Annotated in this window: 16 protein-coding genes; 12 read left to right on the plus strand and 4 right to left on the minus strand. The window is 60.0% G+C overall.

Annotated elements, in window-relative coordinates; translation table 11 throughout:
- Positions 1–115 precede the first annotated feature (115 nt).
- A complete protein-coding gene (locus ACMTA2_RS20970) occupies positions 116–1594 on the minus strand; it encodes an NCS1 family nucleobase:cation symporter-1 (protein WP_413791592.1) in 1479 nt (492 codons plus the stop codon).
- Between the two features lie 600 nt (positions 1595–2194).
- Between ACMTA2_RS20970 and hydA the strand changes: the two genes are divergently transcribed.
- The 3 genes from hydA to preA all read left to right on the plus strand — a co-directional run bounded on the left by hydA (position 2195) and on the right by preA (position 6460).
- The gene (gene hydA / locus ACMTA2_RS20975) at positions 2195–3634 is read left to right on the plus strand and encodes a dihydropyrimidinase (protein ID WP_413791593.1); all 1440 of its coding nucleotides are present in this window, start codon (positions 2195–2197) and stop codon (positions 3632–3634) included.
- A 183-nt stretch (positions 3635–3817) separates the two neighbouring features.
- Positions 3818–5185, plus strand: coding sequence for an NAD(P)-dependent oxidoreductase (locus tag ACMTA2_RS20980; protein WP_413791594.1), 1368 nt, complete (start codon positions 3818–3820; stop codon positions 5183–5185).
- Complete coding sequence (gene preA / locus ACMTA2_RS20985) at positions 5186–6460, plus strand: NAD-dependent dihydropyrimidine dehydrogenase subunit PreA (RefSeq protein WP_305490710.1); 1275 nt, start codon at positions 5186–5188, stop codon at positions 6458–6460.
- A gap of 143 nt (positions 6461–6603) precedes the next feature.
- Here the strand turns inward: preA and ACMTA2_RS20990 are convergent, their stop codons facing one another.
- On the minus strand, positions 6604–7224 hold the full coding sequence (locus ACMTA2_RS20990) for a TetR/AcrR family transcriptional regulator (RefSeq protein WP_413791595.1): 621 nt from the start codon (positions 7222–7224) through the stop codon (positions 6604–6606).
- A gap of 249 nt (positions 7225–7473) precedes the next feature.
- Here ACMTA2_RS20990 and ACMTA2_RS20995 point away from each other — a divergent pair, with 249 nt between their 5' ends.
- Positions 7474–8592, plus strand: coding sequence for an RHS repeat-associated core domain-containing protein (locus ACMTA2_RS20995; protein WP_413791596.1), 1119 nt, complete (start codon positions 7474–7476; stop codon positions 8590–8592).
- Positions 8593–8835: 243 nt separating this feature from the next.
- Here the strand turns inward: ACMTA2_RS20995 and ACMTA2_RS21000 are convergent, their stop codons facing one another.
- Positions 8836–9204, minus strand: a complete 369-nt coding sequence (locus tag ACMTA2_RS21000) for a DUF6124 family protein (protein ID WP_413791597.1) — start codon at positions 9202–9204, stop codon at positions 8836–8838.
- Positions 9205–10006: 802 nt separating this feature from the next.
- Here ACMTA2_RS21000 and ACMTA2_RS21005 point away from each other — a divergent pair.
- From ACMTA2_RS21005 to ACMTA2_RS21035, 7 genes are all read left to right on the plus strand, one after another.
- On the plus strand, positions 10007–11308 hold the full coding sequence (locus ACMTA2_RS21005) for an OprD family porin (protein WP_413791598.1): 1302 nt from the start codon (positions 10007–10009) through the stop codon (positions 11306–11308).
- Positions 11309–11481: 173 nt separating this feature from the next.
- A complete protein-coding gene (locus tag ACMTA2_RS21010) occupies positions 11482–12303 on the plus strand; it encodes an NAD-dependent epimerase/dehydratase family protein (RefSeq protein ID WP_413791599.1) in 822 nt (273 codons plus the stop codon).
- 43 nt (positions 12304–12346) lie between these two features.
- A complete protein-coding gene (locus ACMTA2_RS21015; RefSeq protein WP_413791600.1) occupies positions 12347–13252 on the plus strand; it encodes an SMP-30/gluconolactonase/LRE family protein in 906 nt (301 codons plus the stop codon).
- Positions 13253–13308: 56 nt separating this feature from the next.
- Complete coding sequence (locus ACMTA2_RS21020; RefSeq protein ID WP_413791601.1) at positions 13309–14277, plus strand: TRAP transporter substrate-binding protein; 969 nt, start codon at positions 13309–13311, stop codon at positions 14275–14277.
- A 75-nt stretch (positions 14278–14352) separates the two neighbouring features.
- The gene (locus ACMTA2_RS21025) at positions 14353–14880 is read left to right on the plus strand and encodes a TRAP transporter small permease (RefSeq protein WP_413791602.1); all 528 of its coding nucleotides are present in this window, start codon (positions 14353–14355) and stop codon (positions 14878–14880) included.
- Positions 14880–16160, plus strand: a complete 1281-nt coding sequence (locus tag ACMTA2_RS21030) for a TRAP transporter large permease (RefSeq protein WP_413791603.1) — start codon at positions 14880–14882, stop codon at positions 16158–16160. The genes ACMTA2_RS21025 and ACMTA2_RS21030 overlap by 1 nt, the downstream gene beginning before the upstream one ends.
- 259 nt (positions 16161–16419) lie before the next feature.
- On the plus strand, positions 16420–17289 hold the full coding sequence (locus tag ACMTA2_RS21035; protein ID WP_413791604.1) for an aldose 1-epimerase: 870 nt from the start codon (positions 16420–16422) through the stop codon (positions 17287–17289).
- A 228-nt stretch (positions 17290–17517) separates the two neighbouring features.
- Here ACMTA2_RS21035 and bkdR read toward each other — a convergent pair whose 3' ends face one another.
- Positions 17518–18006, minus strand: a complete 489-nt coding sequence (gene bkdR / locus ACMTA2_RS21040) for a Bkd operon transcriptional regulator BkdR (protein WP_003202929.1) — start codon at positions 18004–18006, stop codon at positions 17518–17520.
- A gap of 192 nt (positions 18007–18198) precedes the next feature.
- Between bkdR and ACMTA2_RS21045 the strand changes: the two genes are divergently transcribed.
- On the plus strand, positions 18199–19434 hold the full coding sequence (locus tag ACMTA2_RS21045; protein WP_063320650.1) for a 3-methyl-2-oxobutanoate dehydrogenase (2-methylpropanoyl-transferring) subunit alpha: 1236 nt from the start codon (positions 18199–18201) through the stop codon (positions 19432–19434).
- The last annotated feature ends 1 nt before the right edge of the window (position 19435 follow it).

The raw sequence follows: 19435 nt of genomic DNA on the forward strand, positions 1-19435 counted from the left end.
CTAGAGGCCGCCATCGCGAGCAAGCTCGCTCCCACAGGGGATCTGCTGTACACACAGATTTTGCATTCACCCAAATCCAGTGTGGGAGCGAGCTCGCTCGCGATGAGGCCCTCCTTCACACCGCTGTTTTGGCAACGGACGGGCTTGCTCGCATACTGCACAACCCGTAATAAATCACCCCGCCCAGCGCCGAGCCGGTGAACCAGCCGTAGCTGTAGAACCAGCTGAACGCATCGCTGCCCAGGGACAACAACGTCAGCACCACCGGCACGCCAAAGGCGATGAAGCCGTTCCAGTTCCACGCCGGGTAAACGTCGTCGCGGTACAACCCGGCCAGGTCAAGTTGCTGTTTCCTGATCAGGAAATAATCCACCACCATGATCCCGGCAATCGGCCCCAGCAGGCTCGAATAACCCAGCAGCCAGTTGGAATAGACCGACTCGAGGCTGACCTCGGAGGCGATCAGGCCGAGTTTCTTCAGCAGCTCGTGAGCCATCAGCGCCAGCCCCACCAGCCCGGTGAGTATTACCGCCTTGGTGCGGCCGATCAGTTTCGGCGCCAGGTTCTGGAAGTCATTGGTGGGTGAAACGATGTTGGCGGCGGTGTTGGTCGAGAGCGTAGCGACGATGATCAGCACCATGGCCAACGCCACCCACACCGGGCTCTGGATGTGCCCGATCAGGGTCACCGGGTCGGAGACGGTGACCCCCACCAGTTTTTCCGAGGCGGCGGTCATGACCACGCCGAGGGAGGCGAACAGGAACATGGTCAATGGCAGGCCGATGATCTGCCCCACGATCTGGTCTTTCTGACTCTTGGCGTAACGGCTGAAGTCAGGAATGTTCAACGACAGCGTGGCCCAGAAACCGACCATGGCCGTCAGACCGGCAAGGAAGTAGCTGGTCACGCCGACGCCTTCGGGACGCTTGGCCGGGACCGCCATCAGTTCAGTCAACGAGACGTTGGGCAGCGCCCACACCAACAGCCCGGCCCCCACCAGTACCAGCAGCGGTGCGGACAAGGTTTCCAGCCACTTGATCGACTCGGCACCACGCAGCACCACCCACAGGTTGATGACCCAGAACACCATGAAGCCGATCACTTCGCCAGTGCCCCCCAGGCTCTTCCAGCCGTCGAACACCGAGCCGAGAAACAGGTGGATCGCCAGCCCGCCGAACAGGGTCTGGATGCCGAACCAGCCGCACGCCACCAGGGCGCGGATCAGGCACGGCACGTTGGAGCCGATGACACCGAAGGACGAACGCAACAGCACCGGAAACGGAATGCCGTACTTGGTCCCGGCGAAGGCGTTCAGGGTCAAGGGGATCAGTACGATGATGTTGGCGAACAGGATCGCCAGCAGCGCCTCGCCCACCGTCAAGCCGAAATAGGCGGTGAGCACGCCACCGAGGGTGTAGGTCGGCACGCAGATCGCCATGCCCACCCACAATGCGGTGATGTGCCATTTGTTCCAGGTTCGCTCGTGCACCTTGGTCGGCGCGATGTCGTGGTTATAACGGGGGCTGTCGAGGACGTCGCTGCCGGCTTCAAGCTCGAACAATCCGTCGCGCTCGGTCACTGTTGATCTGGTCATGTCCGCTCCACTGTTTTCATTATTTTTGCTCATCGACGGGCGATGGCTGGAGTACTTGCACGCGTGCTACCCACCACCCCGCCAGACCACGACGACACTCAATAACCGTGCCGGATGACGTGCCAAGCTGACCGAATGATCGATATAACCCTTTCAACCTTTTGATAGTTAACGTTTTAAAGCCAAGTTATTACCTTGTTTCACTTCAAGCTTAACGACATTGAGGCTAGATGACCTTCACGCCCTGTCGAGCGGGAGATTCAAAGTGGTGCACGCCGGATCAACGCGAGGTGTCTGGACCGTACTTCAAGCACTTTCAAGCCGCTGATTTACCATGACAAATCTCGCTCAAATAACGATCCTGTCAAGTGCGTCAAAATGGTGAGCAGGCTCACCAATTTGGTGATTCTTAAATTTAATCCTTTAATTTCAATCAGTTAACAAACTACTAAGCTTATAAAAAATAATCTTGATCATTTCTATAACTCCAGCTAGCGTCTAATCCTGACAGTCGTGACAAGAATGTAATCTGCACGACTACCGTGATGGATAAAACATAAAGAACCGGCAACAGTCGGTCATGCCTGCGAGGAACTCGGAATGTCTCTGTTGATCCGTGGCGCCACCGTTATTACCCATGATGAAAGTTATCGCGCCGATGTGTTTTGCGCCGACGGCGTGATCAAGGCCATTGGTGACAACCTGGAGGTCCCGGCTGCGGTCGAGGTACTCGATGGCAGCGGTCAATACCTGATGCCTGGCGGCATCGATCCCCATACCCATATGCAGTTGCCGTTCATGGGCACGGTCGCCAGTGAAGACTTCTTCAGCGGCACGGCGGCAGGCCTCGCCGGGGGTACCACGTCGATCATCGATTTCGTGATTCCCAACCCCCAGCAGTCGCTGATGGAAGCCTTTCATCAATGGCGGGGCTGGGCCGAGAAAAGCGCCAGCGACTACGGTTTCCACGTGGCGATCACTTGGTGGAGCGAGCAGGTCCGTGAAGAAATGGCCGAGTTGGTCAGCCACCACGGCGTGAACAGCTTCAAGCATTTCATGGCCTACAAGAACGCAATCATGGCCGCCGACGATACCTTGGTCGCGAGCTTCGAGCGCTGCCTGGAACTGGGCGCGGTGCCCACCGTGCACGCCGAGAACGGCGAACTGGTCTACCACCTGCAGCGCAAGCTGCTGGCCCAAGGCATCACCGGGCCCGAAGCCCATCCGTTGTCGCGCCCCTCGCAAGTGGAAGGCGAAGCCGCGAGCCGCGCCATCCGCATCGCCGAAACCTTGGGTACACCGTTGTACCTGGTGCACGTGTCCACCCAGGAAGCCCTGGACGAAATCACCTACGCCCGCAGCAAGGGCCAACCGGTCTACGGTGAAGTACTGGCCGGGCACCTGTTGCTGGACGACAGCGTCTATCGCGACCCGGATTGGCAGACCGCCGCCGGCTACGTGATGAGCCCGCCGTTCCGCCCACGCGGCCATCAGGATGCGCTATGGCACGGCTTGCAGTCGGGCAACCTGCACACCACCGCCACCGACCACTGCTGTTTCTGCGCGGAGCAGAAAGCCGCCGGCCGTGACGACTTCAGCAAGATCCCCAACGGCACCGCCGGGATCGAAGACCGCATGGCGGTGCTTTGGGAAGAAGGGGTCAACAGCGGCAAACTGTCGATGCAGGAGTTCGTCGCCCTCACGTCCACCAACACCGCGAAAATCTTCAACCTCTACCCACGCAAGGGAGCGATCCGCGTCGGCGCCGATGCAGACCTGGTGCTCTGGGACCCGCAGGGCAGCCGCACGATCTCGGCCAAGACCCACCATCAGCAGGTGGACTTCAACATTTTCGAAGGCAAGACCGTGCGCGGCGTACCCAGCCATACCATCAGCCAGGGTCGACTGGTCTGGGCCGACGGCGACCTGCGGGCCGAGCGCGGCGCCGGACGCTACATCGAACGGCCGGCGTATCCGGCGGTGTTCGACTTGCTGAGCAAGCGGGCTGAGCTGCACAGGCCGACTGCAGTTAAACGCTGAAATCGAGGCCTTCGGCCTATCGCGAGCAAGCTCGCTCCCACATTGGATCTTGGGTGGATACAAAATCTGTGTACGCAGCAGATCCCCTGTGGGAGCGAGCTTGCTCGCGAAGAGGCCAGACCAGGCAACGAAAAAACCACTGCCCACCAGAGGCAGCACCTCAAACACCGTGAGGCCCACTCCATGATCCAGCCCTTGAGTCATCTCCCCCATTCCCAGGAAGACCCGACCACCCTCGCCGCCCGCTTCAGCGACCTGGCACCGCCGCTCAACGTGCGCCAGGCTCACCTGGAAGCGTCCCGTTGCCTCTATTGCTACGACGCGCCGTGCGTGAACGCCTGTCCGAGCGAGATCGATATTCCCTCGTTCATCCGCAACATCCACCAGGACAACGTCCAAGGCGCGGCGCAGAAGATCCTCTCGGCCAACATCCTCGGCGGCAGTTGTGCCCGGGTCTGCCCGACGGAGGTCCTGTGCCAGCAAGCTTGCGTGCGCAACAACGTCCACGAGTGCGCACCGGTATTGATCGGCCAACTGCAACGCTATGCCGTGGATAACGCGCACTTCAGCGAACATCCGTTCAAGCGTGCCGCCACCACTGGCAAGCGTATCGCAGTGGTCGGGGCCGGCCCGGCCGGGTTGTCCTGCGCCCATCGCAGCGCGATGCACGGTCATGACATGGTGGTTTTCGAGGCCCGTGAGAAGGCCGGTGGCCTCAACGAATACGGCATCGCCAAATACAAACTGGTGGACGATTACGCCCAGCGCGAACTGGACTTTCTGCTGGAGATCGGTGGCATCGAGATCCGCCACGGACAGAAGCTCGGGGAAAACCTGAGCCTGAACGACCTGCACCAACAGTTCGACGCGGTATTCCTCGGCCTCGGCCTGGCCGCCAGCAAGCAATTGGGCCTGAGCGACGAACAGGCACCGGGGCTGCTGGCCGCCACCGAGTACATCCGCGAACTGCGCCAGGCCGACGATCTCAGCCAGTTGCCCCTGGCCGACCGTTGCATCGTCCTCGGCGCCGGCAACACTGCCATCGACATGGCCGTGCAAATGGCCCGCCTCGGCGCCCGGGACGTCAACCTGGTCTACCGTCGTGGCCTTGAAGACATGGGCGCCACCTTGCACGAGCAAGACATCGCCAAGGCCAATCAGGTACGCCTACTGACCTGGGCCCAACCGCAACAGGTATTGCTCGATGACGCCGGGCATGTGTGCGGCATGCGCTTCTCTCGCACGCATCTGGAAAACGGCCGGCTGGTCATCGGCACCGACACCTTCGACCTCCCCGCCGACGCCATTTTCAAAGCCATCGGCCAAGCCTTCGATGACAACGCACTGATGGATCCACTGGCCCGGGAGCTCAAGCGCCAGGACGGGCGGATCCTGGTGGATGAACACCTGTGCACCAGCATTCCCGGTGTCTACGCCGGCGGCGATTGCACCAGCCTGGACCAGGACCTCACCGTGCAGGCCGTGCAGCACGGCAAGCTCGCCGCCGAGGCGATCAACGCCCAACTCATGCTCAACGTGGAGGCTGCGTAAATGGCCGATCTGTCGATTGTCTTCGCCGGCATCAAAGCCCCCAACCCGTTCTGGCTGGCCTCCGCGCCGCCCACCGACAAGGCCTACAATGTCGTCCGCGCCTTCGAAGCCGGCTGGGGTGGCGTGGTCTGGAAAACCCTCGGTGAGGACCCCGCGGCGGTGAACGTGTCCTCGCGCTATTCGGCCCACTACGGCGCCAATCGCGAGGTGCTGGGCATCAATAACATCGAGCTGATCACCGACCGTTCGCTGGAGATCAACCTGCGGGAAATCACCCAGGTGAAAAAGGACTGGCCGGACCGGGCGCTGATCGTGTCGCTGATGGTGCCCTGCGTCGAGGAGTCATGGAAGCGCATCCTGCCATTGGTGGAAGCCACCGGCGCCGACGGCATCGAGCTGAACTTCGGCTGCCCCCATGGCATGCCGGAACGGGGCATGGGCGCGGCGGTCGGCCAGGTGCCGGAGTACGTCGAGCAAGTGACCCGCTGGTGCAAGACCTATTGCTCGCTGCCGGTGATCGTCAAGCTCACGCCGAACATCACCGACATCCGCGTCGCCGCCCGGGCGGCCCATCGCGGCGGCGCGGATGCGGTGTCCTTGATCAACACCATCAACTCCATCACCAGCGTCGACCTGGACCGCATGGTCGCCCTGCCCAGCGTCGGCAGCCAGAGCACCCACGGCGGTTACTGTGGCTCGGCGGTCAAGCCCATCGCCCTGAACATGGTCGCCGAAATCGCCCGCGACCCACAGACCCAGGGCCTGCCGATCTGCGGCATCGGTGGCATCGGCAGCTGGCGCGACGCTGCGGAATTCATCGCCCTGGGCAGTGGCGCGGTGCAGGTCTGCACAGCGGCAATGCTGCATGGGTTTCGCATCGTCGAAGAGATGAAGGACGGCTTGTCACGTTGGATGGACAGCCAGGGCCACGCCAACCTGCAAGCATTCTCCGGTCGTGCGGTGGGCAACACCACCGACTGGAAGTACCTGGACATCAACTATCAGGTCATCGCCAAGATCGACCAAGAGGCCTGCATCGGTTGCGGTCGCTGCCACATCGCCTGCGAAGACACCTCGCACCAGGCCATCGCCAGCCTCAAGCAGGCGGACGGCACCCACGTGTATGAGGTGATCGATGAGGAATGCGTGGGCTGCAACCTGTGCCAGATCACCTGCCCGGTGCAGGATTGTATCGAGATGGTGACGGTGGACACGGGCAAACCGTTCCTGGATTGGAACCATGACCCGCGTAATCCCTATCATGTGACTGCCTGAGGGTTGAGGTGCCTGGACTGGCGCCATCGCGAGCAAGCTCGCTCCCACAGTGGATCGTGTTGTTCACAGATGTTGTGTTCACCAGAGATCCCTTGTGGGAGCGAGCTTGCTCGCGATGAGGCCATCAGCCACACAAAAAAACCTCAAGGCTCCAACCCGATCCCCCGCAAAATCACACTGGTCACGGTCTGCACCGCCCGCTCGAACTGCATGTCCGACAATGGCTGGTGGTCGTTGAGAATGTTGATCTGGTGATCGAAGTCCGCGTAGTGCTGGGTCGAGGCCCAGATCATGTAGAGCAGGCTTGAAGGCTCCACCGGCAGGATGCGTTTGTCCTCCACCCATTGGCGGATCTTCGCTTCCTTCATCTTGGCCCAGTCGTAGAGGCTGGCGTCCAGCGCGTGGCCCAGCGTCGGGGCGCCATGGATGATTTCGTTGGCCCAGACCTTGGAACCATAGGGCCGGCTGCGGGAGTGGTTCATCTTGGCGCGGATGTAGCTGCTGAGCACCACCCGTGGGTCGTCGAACATTTCGAAGCACAAGGCGTCCTGCTTCCAGACCTCCAGCAGGTCGAACAACACGGCGCTGTACAGCTCGCTCTTGGTGCTGAAGTAGTAGTGCAGGTTCGAACGGGGCAATTGCACTTCGGCGGCGATGTCGGCCATGGCGGTGCTGCCGAAGCCTTTCTCGGCAAAGACCTTCTCGGCGGCCAACAGGATTTTCTCGACGTTACTGCGACGAATCTCGATCTTGTGATTGCCCATGAGGGCTCCCTGGCAACAGCGTTGATCAAGACTAGCATTCACCCGCCCTCGAAAACACCGCCCTTCCCTGTGGGAGCGAGCCTGCTCGCGAAGGCGGCCTGGCAGCCGACCTGGCGCCTGTGGATGTACTGTATAGCGCCGCCAGCCTCGCCGCAGAACCTCAGACCCGGACTAGCACTTCTGCTAGTAGACGTCATTCAAGAAATCCCCGAACCTGCCAGCGTCGCCTTCCCCAGGAAGAACCCACCCATGCCACCGTCATCGATGAAGGTCCTGTGCCGCTACCACTATGATCCCCTGGACCGCCTCACCGGCCTGAAACCGCTGGAAAGCCCAGGCATGCAACGCTTCTACCAGAACAACGAACTGGTCAATGAGATCGACAGCGAGGCACAGCTGACGATTGTTCGCAGCGGGGAACAGCCACTGGCGCAGCGGCTGAGTGTCATCGGTGTTACCGAGACGACGCTATTGGCGACGGACCAACAACGTTCGCCGTTGACGGCTTTGACGGACGCGGACTTGCAGTGGATGGCTTATACCGCCTATGGACATCGTTCGGGGCAAAGTGGATTGAGTCGCCTGCTGGGTTTTAATGGTGAGCGACGTGATCCGGTCACTGGACACTATTTATTGGGACAGGGTCATCGGGCTTTTAATCCGGTGTTGATGCGGTTCAATAGTCCGGATGAGTTGAGTCCGTTTGGGGAGGGCGGGATCAATGCGTATGCTTATTGTGGTGGGGATCCGGTTAATCGGTATGACCCGAGTGGAAACATTTCGTTTCATGTAATACAACGACTTAGATCCGCGCTTCCACCACCACAACAAACCCCTTTGGATCTATCTATCCCTCGTGCGGCACTATCCAGACCTCTTGATTTAACTGTTCCTCGATATAACACCGCGCCCTTATCCGCCTCGACTAATACCGTCAATCCTTCGGTCGCCCCAAGGGTACGTAGTGTGGCGGCAAGTCTAGAGCCCGAGCAGTTGGGTAGACAACCTCTTCACCGAAATCAAAATCCAACTCCAGCTCAGCGACGTCAACAGAATTTTTACGATAGACGCGTGCAAGGTGCGCGGATGTGGGACCAATTTGTAAGAAACAACCCAGACACAATCATAGACGCTAAACCCAAATATCTAAGACGACTTGAATCCACTAAAAAAAATCTGGATGTTTTCCGAAAAGGTGGAATTGTAATAGGTTCAAAAGGCCAAGCACTGACGGACTCAAACCTCACATCAGCAGTTGCAAAAGCTAAACTTGCAGTTAAGAGCGACGCTTTTCGAACAGCCAAACAAGAACTGCTTAGAAAGATCGAGCGGGCCAACAGGACAAATAGGAAAATTCGTATTCAGTGAACATGATAGTTCTAACCAAACCAGCACGTTTCTCTAAAAGCACTCGGAATTGAGTTCAAGACAGCCCTACAGTGAGTGGTATAGCGGACGCAGAGGTTCTTTGTGGCGAGGGCGCTTGCTCCCGCTCGACTGCGCAGCAGTCGTAGAACGGGCTGGCGCGGCGTTTCAGGTACACCGCGTCAACTCATGTTGGGGCGGCTGCGCCGCCCATCGGGAGCAAGCTCCCTCGCCACAGGGTATGCGCTAGGTCGGCTGGCGCTGTTCGACGTTATCCAGTGCGCGGTTGGCCAGCAGGCTGCCCAGTTCGATCAGTTGTTGGATGCCCAAGAGCAAATGCCGGCGTGAACCGTTCAGGTCGAAGGCCAGGTCTTCAACCATGGCGTTGGCCGAGGCCAGGGTTTCGCTCAGGTTGGCGAGCAGGCTTTCGGTGTCGATGTCTTTGTTGACGGTGAAGAGTTGGCCGGGGGCAGGATCCGTTTCGGGTTTGTCCGGCTTGGGGTTCAGGTAATGGTCAAGGACGCGGTCGGTGACTTCGTCGTGTTTTTGGGGCTTGGTTTTTTTGCGCGGCGAGGCTGGATCGGTGTTCGGTGGGTTGGGGGTTACTTTGAACATAGATGAAACTCCAGATTAGAAAATTGGAGCCATCTCTCTCGCTACCAAACGAAGGGAGGTGGCCATACGAAGGTTGGTAGACCGGTATCTGGCAACCCGGCGCGTCCAAGGACGCCCTGCGCATGGCCACCATAGAACAGAGGACGTAAAGCCCCTGTACCAGGCTGCACCTGCGCCAGAAAACCGGGCTACCAAACCCGATCGCTGATTCCTCAACGACCCGGAAACGATAGAACCTGCCTCCCAAGCGCACAAGCCAGCGGATTCTGGCGCAGTTGTAGGCAACGGCGCAAGACAACGTAGCCCGTTCCAGACCACTCCTACATCGGAATAAACAAAGCCCCAGTTGTTAAGCAAGAAACCAGCACACAGCCCTTTGTGGCGAGGGGATTTATCCCCGCTGGGCTGCGCAGCAGCCCCCAGACTGTCAGCACAGTCTGTCTGATACACCGAGATATCAGGACTCAGGGCTGCTGCGCAGCCCAACGGGGATAAATCCCCTCGCCACAGAGGGCTGCTGTGGACCTTCGGACGTGTTTATTCGACTAATGTCTTAGACCGGTCATCGCACAACCCTTTGGCAACCCGACTACTTTTAGAACGACGGATTGAGCCAAAGCCAAGGCCCGCACCTGCACTTCACGCCACTACAACCCTTGATCCAGCCAATTGTGAGGCTCGCCCCAATTGGATAAATCCAATCATGGCCAGTTGACAACGCGCGGCGTCCCCCAAATAATCCCCTCATGTTGTACGACGACGTATGACAAATAAAAACAACAAAAAAGTAGGGAGCGCCATAGTGAGTACACGTGTCCGTTTTTCGCCCAACCACCGTCCAAATCGCCGTACCCTTCTCAATGCCAGCCCTGCGCTGGTCCTGCTCGGTTGCAGCAGCCTTGCCGCGTTTCTGCCAACGGCCGCCAGCGCCGAAGGCTTCGTCGATGACGCCAAGGTTACGCTGAACTTGCGCAACGCCTATTTCAACCGCAACTTCGTCAACGACAACGCAGCCCAAGGCAAAGCCGAAGAGTGGACCCAGAGTTTCATCCTCGACGCCAAGTCCGGTTTCACCCAGGGCGTGGTCGGTTTCGGTGTGGACGTGTTGGGGATGTACTCGGTCAAGCTCGACGGCGGCCGTGGCACCGCAGGTACGCAATTGTTGCCGGTGCATGATGACGGTCGCCCGGCCGACGACTTCGGTCGCCTGGGGGTCGCCCTCAAGGCCAAGGTCTCGAAGACCGAGCTGAAGGTCGGCGAATGGATGCCGGTGCTGCCGATCCTGCGCTCCGACGATGGTCGCTCCCTGCCGCAGACCTTCCGCGGCGGCCAGGTGACCTCCACCGAGATCAACGGCCTGACGTTGTACGGCGGCCAATTCCGCGCCAACAGCCCGCGCAATGACGCGAGCATGGAAGACATGTCCATGAACGGCCGCGGCGCGTTCACCTCCGACCGCTTCAACTTCGGTGGCGGTGAATACGCCTTCAACGAAAAACGCACTCAGGTCGGTGTCTGGTACGCGGAACTGTCCGACATCTACCAGCAGCAGTATTTCAACCTGACCCACAGCCAGCCCATCGGCGACTGGACCTTGGGCGCCAACCTCGGCTACTTCACGGGCAAGGAAGACGGCAGTGCGCTGGCCGGCGACCTGGACAACAAAACCGCGTTCGCCATGCTCTCGGCCAAATACGGTGGCAACACCTTCTATGTCGGCCTGCAGAAAGTCGGCGGCGATGATGCCTGGATGCGCGTCAACGGCACCAGCGGCGGCACCCTGGCGAACGACAGCTACAACTCCAGCTATGACAATGCCAAGGAAAAATCCTGGCAAGTGCGCCACGACTTCAACTTCGCCGCCGTCGGCGTACCGGGCCTGACCCTGATGAACCGTTACATCAGCGGTGACAACGTGCACACCGCCACGGTCGACGATGGCAAGGAGTGGGGCCGCGAGACCGAACTGGCCTACACCGTGCAGAGCGGCGCGCTCAAGAGCCTCAACGTGAAATGGCGTAACGCATCGATTCGTCGCGACTTCAGCACCAACGAGTTCGACGAGAACCGTATTTTCATCAGCTACCCGCTTTCGCTTCTGTAAGACCAGGACTCATTGCCATGAGCGCATCCCATGGCAACCTTCGGCAGGGACGCCGATCCAGAGCGGTTCGTCGATCAAACGTTGACAAGGTAACGGAAGGATAAGGATATTCCCTCTCGGTCGTACGACAACTTATAACAACTGTACCTCTCATTGTTTGCTCAGGTAATGCCATGACCACGACACAGATTCGCCACCCCTTCAATCGCCTGCTATTGACCGGAGCCGCCGGCGGCCTTGGCAAAGTCTTGCGTGAACGCCTCAAGCCTTACGCCCGTCAAATTCGCCTGTCGGACATCGCCAACATGGCCCCGGCCATTGATGAAAGCGAGGAAGTGGTGCCATGCGACCTGTCGGATAAACAGGCCGTGCACCAACTGGTGGAAGGTGTCGATGCCATCTTGCACTTCGGCGGTGTCTCGGTGGAGCGCCCGTTCGAAGAGATCCTCGGCGCCAATATCAGCGGTGTTTTCCACATCTATGAAGCGGCCCGCAAGCACGGCGTCAAGCGGGTGATTTTCGCCAGTTCCAACCACGTCATCGGCTTCTACAAGCAGGACGAAGCCCTCGACGCCCTCTCCCCTCGTCGCCCGGACGGCTACTACGGTCTGTCCAAGTCCTACGGCGAAGACATGGCCAGCTTCTACTTCGATCGCTACGGCATCGAGACCGTGAGCATCCGCATCGGCTCGTCGTTCCCCGAACCGCAGAACCGCCGGATGATGAGCACCTGGCTGAGCTTCGACGACCTCACCCAACTGATCGAATGTTCGCTCTACACGCCGAAGGTCGGCCACACCGTGGTCTACGGCATGTCCGCCAACCGCGACGTCTGGTGGGACAACAGCCAGGCCGCGCACCTGGGCTACCAGCCCAAGGACACGTCCGAGATTTTCCGCGACAAAGTCGAAGCCCAGCCGATGCCGGCCGCCGATGATCCGGCCAGGGTCTACCAGGGCGGTGCCTTTGTCGCAGCGGGCCCGTTCGACGACTGATTCGCCTGCAGTTCATGGGATACGAACGAACCAAGGAATCGCCATGCAAGCCGAATTGATTGTCGATGCACGCAACGCTGTCGGGGAAAGCCCGGTGTGGGTCCCCGAGGAGAACGCCTTGTATTGGGTGAACATCCCCAACGGTGGCCTGCAACGCTGGAACGCCAGCAGCGGAAAAATCCAGGGCTGGGAAGCCCCCGAAATGCTCGCCTGCATTGCCCGCCACCAGGACGGCGGCTGGGTCGCAGGCATGGAAAGCGGTTTCTTCCGCCTGCACCCCCATGACGATGGCAGCCTCGACAGCGAACTTTGTGCAAGCGTCGAGCACAGCCGCGCCGACATGCGCCTCAACGATGGCCGTTGCGACCGCCAGGGGCGTTTCTGGGCCGGCAGCATGGTGCTGAACATGGGGGCCAACGTCGACGAAGGCCGGATGTACCGATATGAAGCCGGGCAACGCAGCCCGGTCGAGGCGCAACTGAGCGGTTTCATCGTGCCCAATGGCCTGGGCTTCAGCCCGGACGGCCGGACGATGTACCTCTCCGATTCACACCCGCTGGTGCAGCAGATCTGGGCTTTCGACTACGACATCGACAGCGGCACCCCGTCCAACCGACGGCTGTTCGTGGACATGATGCCCCTGGCCGGTCGCCCGGATGGCGCAGCGGTGGATGCCGAGGGTTGCTACTGGATCTGCGCCAACGACGCCGGGCTGATTCACCGTTTCACCCCGGACGGACGTCTCGACCGCTCGCTGCAAGTGCCCGTGAAAAAACCCACCATGTGCGCCTTTGGCGGCAGCCGCCTGGACACCCTCTTCGTCACCTCGATCCGCCCGGGCGACGACAACGACCCGCAATCCCTGGCTGGTGGCGTGTTCGCCCTCGACCCCGGCGTCAAGGGCCTGGCTGAACCCGCTTTCGGAGGACGGAAACACGCCGCGAACTGATTTGCTTTGCCGCTTCACATCGATAGACATAAAAACAACAACACTGGAGATTGACCATGAATTTCAAACGCACGCTTTTGATCGCCGCCTTGCCCCTGGCCTTTCTGGCGCAGGCGGCTCATGCCCTCGATATCAAGATCGCCGACATCCACCCCAAGGGCTACCCGACCGTGGTCGCCGAGGAATCCATGGGTAAAACCCTGGAAAAAGAGAGCAACGGCGAGCTGAAGTTCAAGTATTTCCCGGGTGGCGTACTGGGCTCGGAAAAAGAAGTCATCGAGCAGATGCAAGCTGGCGCGATCCAGATGTCTCGCGTCAGCCTGGGTATCGTTGGCCCGGTGGTACCAGACGTGAACGTCTTCAACATGCCATTCATCTTCCGCGACCAGGCCCACATGCGCGCCGTCATCGACGGTGAAGTGGGCGACGCGATCCTCGACCGGATCACCAATTCCGAATTCGGCCTGGTGGCCCTGGCCTGGATGGACGGTGGCACGCGCAACCTCTACACCAAGAAGCCAGTGCGCAAGCTCGAAGACCTCAAGGGCATGAAGATTCGCGTCCAAGGCAACCCGATGTTCATCGAGACCATCAATGCCATGGGCGGCAACGGCATTGCCATGGACACCGGCGAGATCTTCAGCGCCTTGCAGACCGGCGTGATCGACGGCGCGGAAAACAACCCGCCGACCATGCTCGAGCACAACCACTACCAGAACGCCAAGTACTACAGCCTGACCGGTCACCTGATCCTGCCTGAGCCAATCGTGATGTCGAAAATCACCTGGAACAAGCTCACCCCAGAGCAACAGGACATGGTGAAAAAAGCTGCCAAGGCGGCCCAGGCGGAAGAGCGCGTGCTGTGGGACAAGAAGTCCACCGCCAGTGAAGAAAAACTCAAGGCCGCCGGCGTCGAGTTCATTACCGTCGACAAGAAACCTTTCTACGACGCCACCGCACCGATCCGGGCCAAATACGGCGCGCCGTATGCCGACCTGATCAAGCGTATCGAAGCGGTCCAGTAACACCTCTCGATCTGTACTCATGAAAAGGCTGGGCGCGCCTGCGGTTAAAGGCGCGTCCAGTTACGGTGGAACCCGATGAAGAATTTGCTGCTGCGTATCAACGACACGATTTACATGACTTGCATCTGGGTGGCCGGCCTTTCTGTCCTTGCCGTTGCACTGATGATTCCGTGGGGGGTGTTTGCCCGCTACGTACTCGGTACCGGCTCAAGCTGGCCAGAACCCACCGCCATCTTGCTGATGATCGTATTTACCTTCATCGGTGCCGCCGCCAGCTACCGCTCCGGCTCGCACATGGCCGTAGACATGGTCACCAGCCGCCTGCCCCCGCACTGGCAAACCCTGGCTTCGGTTTTCACCCAGCTCTTGATGGCGGCGGTGTGCATTTTCATGACCGTCTGGGGCACCAAGCTCTGCATGACCACCTGGAATCAATTCATCAGCGCCATCCCCACCCTGCGCGTCGGCATCACCTACATGCCGATCCCGGTCGGTGGTTTCCTGACACTGATTTTTGTCCTGGAAAAACTCTTGCTGGGTGATCAAAGCCAGCGTCGGGTCGTGCAGTTCGACCTGGTTGAAGAAAACGAAGGTGCCGCTTAATGGACGCTCTGATTCTGCTGGGCAGTTTTTTGTTGTTGATCCTGATCGGCATGCCGGTCGCCTACGCGTTGGGCGCTGCCGCCCTGATCGGGGCGTGGTGGATCGATATTCCGTTCCAGGCCATGATGATTCAGATAACGGGCGGCGTGAACAAGTTCTCGTTGCTGGCCATTCCCTTCTTCGTCCTGGCCGGTGCGATCATGGCCGAGGGCGGCATGTCCCGCCGATTGGTGGCATTCGCCAGCGTGTTGGTAGGCTTCGTGCGCGGTGGCCTGTCATTGGTCAACCTCGTGGCCTCGAGTTTTTTCGGCGCGATCTCCGGTTCCTCGGTAGCCGATACCGCCTCGGTCGGTTCGGTGCTGATCCCGGAAATGGAACGCCGCGGCTATCCGCGTGAGTTCGCCACCGCCGTCACCGTCAGTGGTTCGGTGCAAGCGCTGCTGACGCCGCCCAGCCACAACGCGGTGCTGTACTCCCTCGCCGCTGGCGGGACTGTTTCCATCGGTTCGCTGTTCATGGCGGGCATCGTTCCCGGCATCATGATGAACCTCTGCCTGATGGCGCTGTGCCTGATCTTCGCGAGAAAGCGTAATTATCCCAAGGGCGAGGTGATTCCGCTCAAGCAAGCGTTGAAGATCTGCAAGGAAGCCATGTGGGGCATGATGACCCTGTTCATTATCCTTGGCGGTATTCTCTCGGGTGTTTTCACGGCCACCGAATCGGCCGCCATTGCCGTGGTGTGGGCATTCTTCGTGACCATGTGCATCTATCGCGACTACAAGTGGAGCGAGTTGCCGAAACTGATGCACCGCACGGTACGCACCATCTCCATCGTGATGATCCTGATCGGCTTCGCCGCAAGCTTCGGCTACATCATGACGTTGATGGAAATCCCGGCGAAGATCACCACCGCGTTCCTGACCTTGTCGGACAACCGCTATGTGATCCTGATGTGCATCAACGCCATGCTGCTGATCCTTGGCACCGTCATGGACATGGCGCCGCTCATCCTGATCCTGACGCCGATCCTGATGCCGGTGATCGTTGGCATCGGCGTGGACCCGGTGCAGTTCGGCATGATCATGCTGGTGAACCTGGGCATCGGGCTGATCACGCCACCGGTGGGCGCGGTGTTGTTCGTTGGTTCGGCCATTGGCAAGGTCAGCATCGAAAGCACTGTCAAGGCCCTGCTGCCGTTCTACGCCATGCTGTTCCTGGTGCTGCTGCTGGTGACTTACGTGCCCGCCATTTCCCTGTGGCTGCCGCATCTGGTGTTGTAAGAATGACAAATCCCCTGTGATCAGGGGATTTATCTAATCAGGGGATTTATCTGTGGCAGAGATTATCTGTGGCGAGGGGATTTATCCCCGCTGGGCTGCGAAGCAGCCCCCAGAGGCGCGGCTCTCGGTGCATCAGACTGATCCCGGTTGCCAGTTCTGGGGCTGCTACGCAGCCCAGCGGGGATAAATCCCCTCGCCACAACAGCGTTCGCACAAAACCTCCGTAACACCATCTCCAATTCAGCAGACCAACACCACCATGACCCCACCCCTTGTCCATCTCGAAGACGAACTGACCCGCCTCAGGCTGGCCCCGCACCTGGGCGCCAGCCTGGTCGACTGGACCTTGCGCAGCAGCGGCGCCCCGCTGCTACGTCCGCCCGCGCCACAAGCGCTGGAAAACGGCCTGCCGGGCAAACTCGGCGGCTTCCCGTTGATCCCATGGTCGAACCGGATCGCCCAAGGCGGTTTCGACTGCCCCGACGGCTGGCTGGCCCTGGACACCAACAGCCCCAACGACCCGTTTCCCATCCATGGCAGCGCCTGGCAACAACCGTGGCAAGTGATCGAACACAGTGCCCAGGAAGCCTTGTTGCAACTCGACAGCCAATACCCGTTCGACTATTGCGCCAGCCTGCGGGTGCGCTTGAGCGGCGGTCAGTTGCAAATCTCCATGCACGTCACCCACATGGCCGAACAGGCCGCCTGGCACGGGCTGGGGTTGCACCCGTATTTTCCGCGCACCGCCAGTACTCGCCTGCAAACCCGCGCCAGCGAAGTCTGGCTGTGCGACGCATCGAAACTGCCAACGGAACTGAGGGACATGCCCGCAGAGTGGGATTTCCAGCACGCCCGGTTACTGCCGGACACACTGGTCGACAACGGCTTCGGCGGTTGGGACGGGCACTGTCTGATCCAGCAACCGGACTTAGGCTACGAACTGGAATGCAGGGCCAGTGAAAGCGACTATTTCCTGCTGTACTGCCCCGTGGGCCTGGATTTCTTCTGCATAGAACCGGTCAGTCATCCGGTCAACGCCCACCACCTGCCAGGACGACCGGGGTTGCGCCTGCTGGAGCAAGGCCAGTCGATGGCGCTGGGGTTTTCGATGCAGTGTCGGTTGCTCTGAGGCCCACTTCCCAGTGGGAGCAAGGCTTGCCCGCGATGGAAGTGGAAGCGGTCTCCTGGGAAACCGAGGCGCCTGCATCGCGAGCAAGCTCGCTCCCACAAGGATTGGCGGCGGTTACAGGATTAAAGGATCAGCACATGTCCAATGTGGGAGCGAGCTTGCTCGCGATGGCGATGGGTCTGCTGGCATCGATGCTGAATGTGCCGTCGCCTTCGCTCCCACAGGGGGTCAGGTGCCCAGGGTCAACCCATTGGCCGGCAACGGTAGCGCCGTCTTGTAGCGCACCTGCTTGAGGGCAAAGCTGGAGCGGATATTCGCCACGCCCGGGACCTTGGTCAGGAAGTCCATCATGAACCGCTCCAGCGACTGGATGGTCGGCACCAGCACGCGGATCAGGTAGTCCGGATCGCCGGCCATCAGGTAGCACTCCATCACCTCCGGCCGGTCGGAAATCGCCTCCTCGAAGTGCTGCAGCGCCTCTTCGACCTGTTTCTCCAAGCTGACATGGATGAACACGTTGACATGCAACCCGAGCAGGTCGGCATCCAGCAGCGTGACCTGCTCGCGGATCACCCCCAACTCCTCCATGGCCCGGACACGGTTGAAGCACGGCGTTGGCGACAGATTGACCGAACGGGCGAGATCGGCGTTGGTGATACGGGCGTTTTCCTGAAGGCTGTTCAGAATGCCGATGTCGGTGCGATCCAATTTACGCATGAGACAAATAATCCTGTTTTTTATCGTTGTGCAGATTTTTTATCTGCAAATGATCTGAACAGCAAGCCAACAGAGAAAAATATTCTTCTGCGTCGAGCCTATGATTGTTGTAGGACAATTTCCCGTACCCGGGGAAATTCGTCAGCTAGCGCGCCCACTACAAGAAATTCACAAGATCGAGCGTAGAAAGCCATGAACCCAGCGTACGAACCGCTACGCCTGCACGTCCCCGAACCCTCGGGCCGTCCCGGCTGCAAGACCGACTTTTCCTACCTGCATCTGTCCGATGCCGGCACGGTGCGCAAACCTTCCATCGACGTCGAACCCGCCGACACCGCCGACCTGGCTCGCAGCCTGATCCGCGTGCTCGATGACCAAGGCAATGCCCACGGCCCATGGGCCGAAGACGTGCCACTCGACATCCTGCGCAAAGGCATGCGCGCCATGCTCAAGACGCGCATCTACGACAACCGCATGGTGGTCGCCCAGCGCCAGAAAAAGATGTCGTTCTACATGCAGAGCCTCGGCGAGGAAGCCATCGGCAGCGGCCAGGCCCTGGCGCTGAACATCGATGACATGTGCTTCCCCACCTATCGCCAGCAAAGCATCCTGATGGCCCGCGAAGTGCCGTTGGTGGGCATGATCTGCCAACTGCTGTCCAACGAGCGCGATCCGCTCAAGGGTCGGCAGTTACCGATCATGTACTCGGTCAAGGACGCCGGCTTCTTCACCATCTCCGGCAACCTCGCCACGCAATTCATCCAAGGCGTGGGCTGGGGCATGGCCTCGGCGATCAAGGGCGATACCAAGATCGCCTCGGCCTGGATCGGTGACGGTGCCACCGCCGAATCGGACTTCCACACCGCCCTCACCTTTGCCCACGTCTACCGGGCGCCGGTGATCCTCAACGTGGTCAACAACCAGTGGGCGATCTCCACCTTCCAGGCCATTGCCGGCGGTGAAGCCACGACGTTCGCCGGACGCGGCGTCGGTTGCGGCATCGCCTCCCTTCGCGTGGACGGTAACGACTTCATGGCGGTCTACGCCGCCTCGCGCTGGGCCGCCGAACGTGCCCGCCGCAACCTCGGCCCGGCGTTGATCGAATGGGTCACCTACCGCGCCGGCCCGCACTCCACTTCGGACGATCCCTCCAAGTACCGTCCCGCCGACGACTGGAGCCACTTCCCGCTGGGCGATCCGATTGCCCGCCTCAAGCAGCACATGGTGAAGATCGGCCAGTGGTCCGAAGAGGAACATGCCGCCGTCACCGCTGAACTTGAAGCCGAGGTGATCGCCGCGCAGAAGGAAGCCGAGCAGTACGGCACCCTCGCCGGCGGGCAGATTCCAAGCGCCGCGACCATGTTCGAAGACGTCTACAAAGAGATGCCGGAGCACTTGAAGCGCCAGCGTCAGCAGTTGGGGATCTGAC

This window comes from Pseudomonas medicaginis, assembly GCF_965119365.1.
Classification (GTDB): Bacteria; Pseudomonadota; Gammaproteobacteria; order Pseudomonadales; family Pseudomonadaceae; genus Aquipseudomonas.